At 73.2% G+C, this 8,631-nt stretch carries 7 protein-coding genes; 4 read left to right on the top strand and 3 right to left on the bottom strand.

The annotated features are described in order from the left end of the window. The first annotated feature begins 49 nt into the window (after positions 1 to 49). The 3 genes from C1J01_RS43285 to C1J01_RS43275 all read left to right on the top strand — a co-directional run bounded on the left by C1J01_RS43285 (position 50) and on the right by C1J01_RS43275 (position 4,081). The gene (locus C1J01_RS43285) at positions 50 to 1,738 is read left to right on the top strand and encodes an ABC transporter transmembrane domain-containing protein (RefSeq protein ID WP_111184846.1); all 1,689 of its coding nucleotides are present in this window, start codon (positions 50 to 52) and stop codon (positions 1,736 to 1,738) included. A 3-nt stretch (positions 1,739 to 1,741) separates the two neighbouring features. Next, a complete protein-coding gene (locus C1J01_RS43280) occupies positions 1,742 to 3,487 on the top strand; it encodes an ABC transporter ATP-binding protein (RefSeq protein ID WP_111184845.1) in 1,746 nt (581 codons plus the stop codon). A 228-nt stretch (positions 3,488 to 3,715) separates the two neighbouring features. Continuing rightward, complete coding sequence (locus C1J01_RS43275) at positions 3,716 to 4,081, top strand: hypothetical protein (protein ID WP_146615939.1); 366 nt, start codon at positions 3,716 to 3,718, stop codon at positions 4,079 to 4,081. A gap of 139 nt (positions 4,082 to 4,220) precedes the next feature. Here C1J01_RS43275 and C1J01_RS50610 read toward each other — a convergent pair whose 3' ends face one another. From C1J01_RS50610 to C1J01_RS43260, 3 genes are all read right to left on the bottom strand, one after another. After that, positions 4,221 to 4,391, bottom strand: a complete 171-nt coding sequence (locus C1J01_RS50610; RefSeq protein ID WP_181449287.1) for a hypothetical protein — start codon at positions 4,389 to 4,391, stop codon at positions 4,221 to 4,223. Positions 4,392 to 4,550: 159 nt separating this feature from the next. Next, positions 4,551 to 5,423, bottom strand: a complete 873-nt coding sequence (locus tag C1J01_RS43265) for an MBL fold metallo-hydrolase (protein WP_111184843.1) — start codon at positions 5,421 to 5,423, stop codon at positions 4,551 to 4,553. Between the two features lie 51 nt (positions 5,424 to 5,474). Beyond that, positions 5,475 to 7,538, bottom strand: coding sequence for a S9 family peptidase (locus C1J01_RS43260; RefSeq protein ID WP_111184842.1), 2,064 nt, complete (start codon positions 7,536 to 7,538; stop codon positions 5,475 to 5,477). A gap of 44 nt (positions 7,539 to 7,582) precedes the next feature. Here C1J01_RS43260 and mshB point away from each other — a divergent pair, with 44 nt between their 5' ends. Beyond that, positions 7,583 to 8,488, top strand: coding sequence for an N-acetyl-1-D-myo-inositol-2-amino-2-deoxy-alpha-D-glucopyranoside deacetylase (gene mshB, locus C1J01_RS43255; RefSeq protein WP_111184841.1), 906 nt, complete (start codon positions 7,583 to 7,585; stop codon positions 8,486 to 8,488). The last annotated feature ends 143 nt before the right edge of the window (positions 8,489 to 8,631 follow it).

Raw genomic sequence — 8,631 nt, 5'->3', positions numbered from 1 at the left:
GGAAAATGGTTTGCCGGGGGTGGGGGTGGGTTGTCAAGGTTGACGGGCTATGCGCTCCCTTCCTGAGGCCGATCCCGGCCTGCCCGACCTACGCAGCCCGATCCGCTTCCTGTGGTGGAACGCGCGGCGGCAGGCGGCTCCATTGCTCACCGGCATCGGCTTCGCCACCCTGTGGTGGCTGGTCCAGGCGTTGATGCCGGCGGTGCTCGGGAAGGGCATCGAGGCCGTCACCGCGAAGGACACGAGCGCGTTGCTGCGATGGTCGGCGATCCTGCTCGGGCTCGGCCTGGTGCAGGCGTTCACCGGGATCATGCGGCACCGGATGGCCGTCTACTGCTGGCTGGCCGCCGCGTACCGCACCGTCCAGCTGACCACTCGCCAAGCGGCCAGGCTCGGCGCGACGCTGCCCAAGCGCCTGTCCACCGGCGAGGTCGTCAGCGTCGGCAACTCCGACATCGCCCACATCGGCGGCTCGATGGACATCCTGCTGCGCGGCACCGGCTCGGTCGTCGCCATCGTGACCGTCACCGTGATCCTCATCTCCACCTCGCTCCAGCTCGGCCTGCTCGTGCTGTTCGGCGTGCCGCTCATGGCCGCCGCCGTCGGGCCGCTGCTGCGCCCCCTGCACCGGCGCCAGCACCGCCACCGCGAGCTGACCGGCGACCTGTCCACCCGGGCCGCCGACATCGTCGCCGGGCTGCGTGTGCTCAGAGGGATCGGCGGCGAGCAGGTGTTCGCCGAGCGCTACCGGGAGGAGTCCCAGCGCGTACGGCGGGCGGGCGTACGCGTCGCCTCGGTGGAGTCGGTGCTCGAAGGCGCCCAGGTCGTCCTGCCGGGCCTGCTCATCGCGCTCGTCACCGGCGTCGGCGCGTCGTTCGCGGTCGCGGGGGAGATCTCCACCGGCCAGCTCGTCTCGTTCTACCTGTACGCCGTCTTCCTCATCGGCCCGATGCGCACGCTCACCGAGGCCGCCGACCGGATCACGAAGGGCCACGTGGCCGCGGGGCGCGTCATCCGGATCCTGTCCATCGACCCCGAGGTGACCGGCGGCACAGGCCGGAGTGACGGCGGCGTGCTGCGTGACACCTTCAGCGGCGTCACCGTCCAGCCCGGCTCGCTCACCGCCCTCGCGGCGAGCACCCCAGGCGACGCCATCGCCGTCGCCGACCGGCTCGGCCGCTACGCCGACGGCGACGTCACGTTCGGCGCCACGGAGCTGCGCACGCTGCCGCTCGCCGAGGTCCGTACGAGGATCCTGGTGGCCGACAACGGCGCCCGGTTGTTCAACGGCCGGCTCCGCGACGAGCTGGACGTCCGCGGCGTGGCCACCGACGAGCAGATCGGCGAGGCCCTCGACGTGGCCTGCGCCACCGACATCGTGGAGGCCCTGCCCGACGGGCTCGACTCGGTGGTGTCGGAGGGCGGCCGGGAGTTCTCCGGCGGGCAGCAGCAGCGGCTCCGGCTGGCCAGGGCGCTGCTGGCCGACCCCGACGTGCTCGTCCTGGTCGAGCCGACCAGCGCCGTCGACGCCCACAGCGAGGCCCGCATCGCCGAACGCCTGGCCAAGGCGCGGACCGGCCGCACGACCCTGATCTGCACCACCAGCCCGCTCGTGCTCGACCGCGCCGACCACGTCATCCACGTCCAGGACGGCCGGGTACGGGCCGAGGGCACCCATCGCGAGCTGCTGGACGGCTCACCCGAATACGCCGCGACCGTCACGCGCGGGGAGGAATGACCCATGGCCCGCGAGATCCTGCCGGTCGCCGACCGTAAACAGGTACGCGCCTACGCCCGGCGGCTGACGCTCAAGTACCCGCGCCGGCTCACCGTGGCCCTGGCGCTGCACGGCCTGGCCGCCGTCGCCGGGCTGGTCGTGCCGTGGCGGCTCGGCGAGCTGGTGGAGGACGTCCAGCACGGCGCCGAGGTGCACGTGGCCTGGGTGGCGGCAGGCATCGCGGCGTTCCTGCTGCTGCAGGGCGTCCTGGTGCGGTTCGCGGTGATGGCCTCGGCCCGGCTGGGCGAGCTGGTGCTGGCCGAGCTGCGCGAGGAGTTCGTCGACCGGGTGCTCGGCCTGCCGCTGTCCACGGTCGAGCGGGCGGGCTCAGGCGACCTGATCACCCGTACCTCCCGCGACGTCGACGCCCTGTCGCGCACCGTGCGCCACGCCGTGCCGGAGACGCTCATCGCGCTCGTCACGTTCGTGATCACCATCGGCGCGCTGCTGCTGGTCAGCCCGCTGCTCATGCTGCCCATGCTGATCGCGGGGCCGGTCATCGCGATCTCCACCCGGTGGTATCTCCGCCGGGCGCGCGACGGCTACCTGCGCGAGAACGCCGCCTACGCCGACCTCACCGAGGGCCTGGCCGAGACCGTCGAGGGCGCCCGCGCCGTCGAGGCGTTCGGCCTGCAGGAGCGGCGCCGCGAGCGCGCCGACCGCGACATAGCCGGCTCGTACGCGGCCGAGCGCTACACCCTGGGCCTGCGCACCACCTGGTATCCCGCCGTGGAGCTGGGCTACGTGATCCCGGTGGTGGCGGCGCTGCTGGCCGGCGGCCTGTTCTACACCTCCGGCTGGGTGACGCTCGCCCAGGTGACCACCGCCACGCTGTACGCCCAGCAGCTCATCGACCCGCTCGACCGCTTCCTCATGTGGATCGACGAGCTGCAGGTCGGCGCGGCGTCGATGGCCCGGCTGCTGGGCGTGGCCAACGTGCCCGACGACCGGACGGCCACCTCCGCCCGGCCGTCCGGGGAGCTGCTGGAGGCCTCCGACGTCCGCTACGCCTACCGCGAGGGCCGCGACGTGCTGCACGGCGTGTCGCTCACCGTCCGGCCCGGCGAACGCCTGGCCATGGTGGGTCCGTCGGGTGCGGGCAAGTCCACGCTGGGACGCTTGCTCGCGGGCATCCACGGCCCGCGCACGGGGGCGGTGACCGTGGGCGGGGTGCCGCTGGTGGAGCTGCCGCTCGACGACCTGCGCGGCCACGTCGCGCTCGTCACGCAGGAGCACCACCTGTTCAAGGGCACCGTACGCGACAACCTGCTCATCGCCCGGCCCGACGCCTCCGACGAGGCCGTGCGCACGGCCCTGGAGGCGGTGGACGCGCTCGACTGGGTGCAGGAGCTGCCCGGCGGGCTCGACACCGAGGTGGGCTCCGGCGGCCACGCCGTCTCGCCGGCGCAGGCGCAGCAGCTGGCGCTGGCCCGGCTCGTGCTGGCCGACCCGCACACGCTGGTGCTCGACGAGGCCACCTCGCTCATCGACCCGCGCGCCGCCCGCCACCTCGAACGTTCGCTGGCGGCCGTGCTGGAGGGCCGTACGGTGATCGCGATCGCCCACCGGCTGCACACCGCCCACGACGCCGACCGGGTGGCCGTGGTGGAGGACGGCCGGATCAGCGAGCTGGGCCCGCACGACGAGCTGGTGGCGGCGGACGGCTCGTACGCGGCGCTGTGGCGCAGCTGGCACGGCGGCCCCTCCTGACCCGTCACGGGGCGGATCTGGTACTGCCGCAGGCCGAGCACGTCGAGCGCGGCGCCGAAGGCCATGGGCGAGATGCCGACCTGCTCCCCGCTGCCGGTGGGAAAGGTGAGCAGGTCGGCTGCGCGGCCCTGCACCTGGACGGCGGGCAGCGGGCTGCCGCACGGGCAGGGATCGGGCCGGACCATGACGCTGTCACCGAGGTCGTAGCGCAGCACCGGCTGGACCCGGTTGGCGAGGTTGCTGATCAGCAAATCTGGGTTGCTGCCCGCGCGGGCGACGGTGCGCAGGACGTCGCGAGCCGACAGCCCGCCGCCGCGCAAGCCGACGGCGACGCCCACGGTCAGGGCCCGCTCGTCCTGGACGAACAGGCCGCGCAGGCCGCTGGTGCCGGAGGTGGTGACCACGAGATACCGGCCGCAGAACGGGTGCCCGACGAGCTCCGGGTCGGCCACGAACGCCTCGACCTTCTCCTGGGTCACCTGGCGGTCGGTGACCCAGTCGTCGAAGCGGGCCATCAGCGTCTTCTTGTCGGTGACCGGGAGCAGCGCGGGGTCGTCGACCCGGTCCGGCAGGCCCGCGTACAGCTCGCGGTAGTAGGACGATCGGGCGCGGGCGTGGGCCACCAGCTCGGCCGGCCGGGCGCGCTGCCGCCGCTCGATCGCCGCCGGGCCTTCCCGGAGGGCGCGCCGGGCGTCGCGGGCGAGCCGTGGCACGCCGACCTTCCCTTCCGTGCTCAAGCCGGTTCCTCTCCTCGGGCGGCGTCCTCGGGACGTACGGAGAGCAGCCCGCGCAGGGCGACGTCGAGACCGTGCCGGGACGCCTCCCACAGCTCCTCCTGCGTCCGGCCGAGCCGGACGCTGGCCAGGCACGCCTGCTCGAAGGCGCCCAGCAGCGCTCCTGTCATCGCGGCGGCGGTGATCGGATCGAGCTCGCCGGGGAACGCCTTCAGCAGCTCGTCGGCGATCCGCCGCTGCAGGCCCGACAGCAGATAGAGCCCTTTCGCCTGGAGCGCGGGCGAGCTCAGCTACGCCTGCCGGAAATTTCCCGATAGAGGGAACTTTTTTCAGAGGGCGGGTTGCCAGGAGAGGCCGGCGGGGGTGTCGGTGAGGCGGCCGAAGATCACGTCGGCGAAGTGACCGCCGCAGCCGAGGGTGTCCGCCCGCAGCAGCTCCTCCAGCACGCGGCGCCGGCTGGCCGCCGCCTGGACGGGGTCGACGTCGGCGCTGGTCGTCCAGTCGGGGTGGCGGATCTGCGCCGGGCTGTGCATGACGTCGCCGGAGACGACCAGGCGCAGGCCGCCCGAGGCGATCACGTACGTCGTGGTCCCGGCGGTGTGCCCCGGCGTGAGCATCGCCCGTACCCCGGGGAAGATCTCCTCGCCGTCGCCGAACGTGCGCACCCTCGGCGCCATCACGTCGAGCTCGACGCGATGGCTTTCGATGGTGCTCAGGCGGCGGTGCTCCCACTCGGGCGCGGACACCAGGTACGCGGCCTCGGGAAAGGCCGCCCCGCCGCCCGGCACGGGGTGGACGGCCCAGCCGACGTGGTCGAAGTGCAGGTGGGTGATGGCCACCGCCTCGACGTCCGCCGGTCGGCGCCCCAGCTCGGCGAGGTGGTCCAGCAGCTCGCCGCCGCGGACGAGGCCGATCATGAGGTTGCCCGGGTCGTCGGGGCGGAACACCGGGCCCAGCCCGGCATCGATCATCAGCGTCCTGCCGTGGTGCTCGACGAGCAGCACGCCGACCGAGGCGACCAGGTTGCCGTCGTCGGCGAGGTAGCCCGCGCCGTCCCGCCAGTCGAGCTCCGTCGACTGGGGCAGCCAGCCGTACGGTTTGAGCCGCACCTCGCCGTCGGGCACGTACGTGACCGTGGCGTCCCCCAGCCGGAGCGAACGGATGGGGGACGTCCTGTGGAGGCGTTCGTCAACTGCGTGCATAACCAGGACATACTCGGAAATTTCCCGGCGTAACGCCGCCTCCGGTAAAGGTCAGCCGAGCGCCTTCTTCAGGAAGTCGACCTGCAGCAGGAGCAGGTTCTCCGCCACGACCTCCTGCGGCGTCATGTGCGTCACCCCCGACAGCGGCAGCACGCTGTGCTGGCGCCCCGCCGCGAGCAGCGCCGACGACAGCCGCAGCGTGTGGGCGGCCACCACGTTGTCGTCGGCCAGGCCGTGCACCAGCAGCAGCGGGCGCTCCAGCTTGGCCGCGTCGGCGGACAACGACGACTTCTCGTAGACGTCGGGCTGCTCGTCGGGGTGGCCGAGGTAACGCTCGGTGTAGCACGTGTCGTACAGCCGCCAGTCGGTCACCGGCGCCCCCGCCACCGCCGCGTGGAACACGTCGGGCCGCCGCAGCACCGCGAGCGCGGCCAGGAAGCCGCCGAACGACCAGCCGCGGATGGCCACCCGGGTCAGGTCGAGGTCGTCGGGGTACTGCTCGGCCACGCCCTGAAGGGCGTCGATCTGGTCCTCCAGCGCGGGGGTGGCGAGGTCGTTGAGCACCGCCCGCTCCCACGCCGTGCCCCGGCCGGGCGTGCCGCGGCCGTCGGCGACGATGACGGCGAAGCCCTGCTCGGCGAACCACTGGCTCTCCAGGAACGCGCCGCGCCGGTTGAGCACCCGCTGCGCGTGCGGGCCGCCGTACGGGTCCATGAGGACGGGCAGCCTGCGAGAGCCCTGCTCGTGCCAGGACGGCAGCACCACGGCGGTGGCGAGCTCGCGCCGCCCGGAACGGCCGATCGAGACGCGCAGGTCGAGCCCGGGACGCTCGGCGAACGACGGGATCGGCACCGCCATGCCGTCGCGGCGCACGACCGTGGTGGAGACGCCCTCCGCTTCGAGGCTCTGCTCGGTCAGCACGCCGACGCCGCCCGCCATCCGCCCCGAGAACACCCCGGACCGGGTCGAGACGGGCAGCAGCGAGTGGCCGTCCCACGTCCACAGCTGGATCTCCGTCGGGTCGCCGCTCGCGCTGAACAGCACGCTGTCGTGGTCGACGTCGAGCACCGCGCGCACCTGCAGCGTCGGCGGCGTCACCGCGCGGTCGCCGACGAACAGCCGGTGGCCGCCCTCGCCGTTGGCCACCCACACCAGCGAGCCGTCGTCGAGGTGGGCGGGCACGCCGCTGACGACGTCGACCCACGCGGGGTCGGTGTCCTCACGCACCAGGGTCGAGGCGCCGCTCGCCGGATCGACCGAGAACAGCCGCATCGTGCGCTGGTCGCGGGTCATCGTCACGATCGACAGCGCGTGGGAGTCCCACGCCGCCGTCACGAGGTATTCCTCGTCGTACGGCACCGCCACCCGCGACCCGTCGAGCCCCAGCACGAACAGCTCGGTGACGGCGTTGGGCGTGCCGGCGGCCGGGTAGCGCTGGGCGGCGGGCGTGCGGTCGGGGTTGGCCGGGTCGGCGATGTGCCAGACCCGCACGGGCGCCTCGTCGGCCCGCTCGACCAGCAGCGCGTCACCCGCGGGCGACCACCAGTAGCCGCGCATGCGGTCCATCTCTTCAGCGGCGATGAACTCGGCCAGCCCGTACGTCACCGTCTCCGACTCCGGCTCGGCCAGCGCGCGGTCCTCGCGCGTGCCGAGGTCCTGCACGCGCAGGGCGCCGCCGGTGACGTACGCGACCAGGCGGCCGTCGGGGGACACGCGCGGGTCGATGACCGGGCCGGGGGTCTCCAGCCGGTGCGCCCGGCCGCTCGCCAGGTCGGCCACGTAGAGCGTGCCGGACAGCGCGAAGCAGGCCCTGGTCACCGCGGTGTCGGTGGCGTAGGCCACCACGCCGCCGGCGGCCTCGCGGCTGCGCTCACGGCGCGCCCGCTCCTCCGGCGGGAGGTCCTCCTCGTCGGGGTGGAGCGTGCGGGGGTCGACCACCAGGCGTTCGACGTGGGTGTCGGTGTCGAGCTCCCACAGGCAGGTCACCGGATCGGTGCCCGACTTCGTCCGCAGGAAGACCACCCGGCTGCCGTCGGGGGAGATGGTGAAGCCCCGGGGAACGCCGAGGGTGAACCTGCGGGTCCGGGCAGACAGGCGCGGGAAGCTCTCACTCATGGGCACAATCCTGCCAGGACGCCGCCATTGTTACTCTCGTGGCTATGACTGATCGCCGCCTCCTGTTCGTGCACGCCCACCCGGACGACGAGACGATCGGCACCGGCGCGACCATGGCGAAGTACGTCGCCGAGGGCTGCCACGTCACGCTGGTGACCTGCACGCTCGGCGAGGAGGGCGAGATCATCCCGAACGACCTCGCCCACCTGGCCGCCGACCGCGACGACTCGCTGGGGCCGTACCGGATCGGCGAGCTGGCCGCGGCCTGCCAGGCGCTGGGCGTCGAGGACCACCGTTTCCTGGGCGGGCCGGGGCGCTGGCGCGACTCGGGCATGATGGGCGCCGCCTCCAACGAGCATCCGAAGGCGTTCTGGCAGGCCGACCTCGACGAGGCGGCGGGCGAGCTGGTCAAGGTCATCCGCGAGGTGCGCCCGCAGGTGCTCGTCACGTACGACGACAACGGCTTCTACGGCCACCCCGACCACATCCAGGCCCACCGGGTGGCCCGCCGGGCGTACGAGCTGGCCGCCAAGCCCGGGTTCGGCGTGGGTGAGCCCTGGCAGATCGCGAAGTTCTACCACACCGCCATGCCGCGCTCGGTGATGCGGCGCGGCGTGGAGGGGCTGCGCGAGGCCAACCTCGGCTTCATCATCCAGGACGTCGGCGACATGCCGTTCGGCAGCCCCGACGACGTCGTCACCACCGAGATCGACGCCCGCCCGTGGCTCGGCAACAAGATCGAGGCCATGCGCGCGCACGCCACCCAGATCCTCGTGCGCGGCACCTGGTTCGCGCTGTCCAACAACATCGGCCAGGAGGTCCTGGGCGTCGAGCACTACACGCTGGCCATCGGGGTGCCCGGCCCGCCGGTCGCGGGGCCGCCCGTCGAGGCCGGGGGGCTCGGCGAACCTCACAACCGTGAGAACGATCTGTTCGCCGGGATCGACTAACCTCGTTCGACATGGAGCAACGCAGCCAGGCCGAGTCGGCCCTCGGCGGAGCGGCGTACGGCATGTTGTTCGTGCTCGGCGTCGTCATGGGGGTCGTGGGCGGGTTCACCCATCCCGCGTGGCAGGCGGGGGCGTTCCCGGGG

This window comes from Nonomuraea aridisoli, from assembly GCF_003236395.1.
Lineage (GTDB): Bacteria > Actinomycetota > Actinomycetes > Streptosporangiales > Streptosporangiaceae > Nonomuraea > Nonomuraea aridisoli.
The sequence above is the reverse complement of the archived record's forward strand: the minus strand, read 5'-3'. Positions and strand labels throughout refer to the sequence as shown.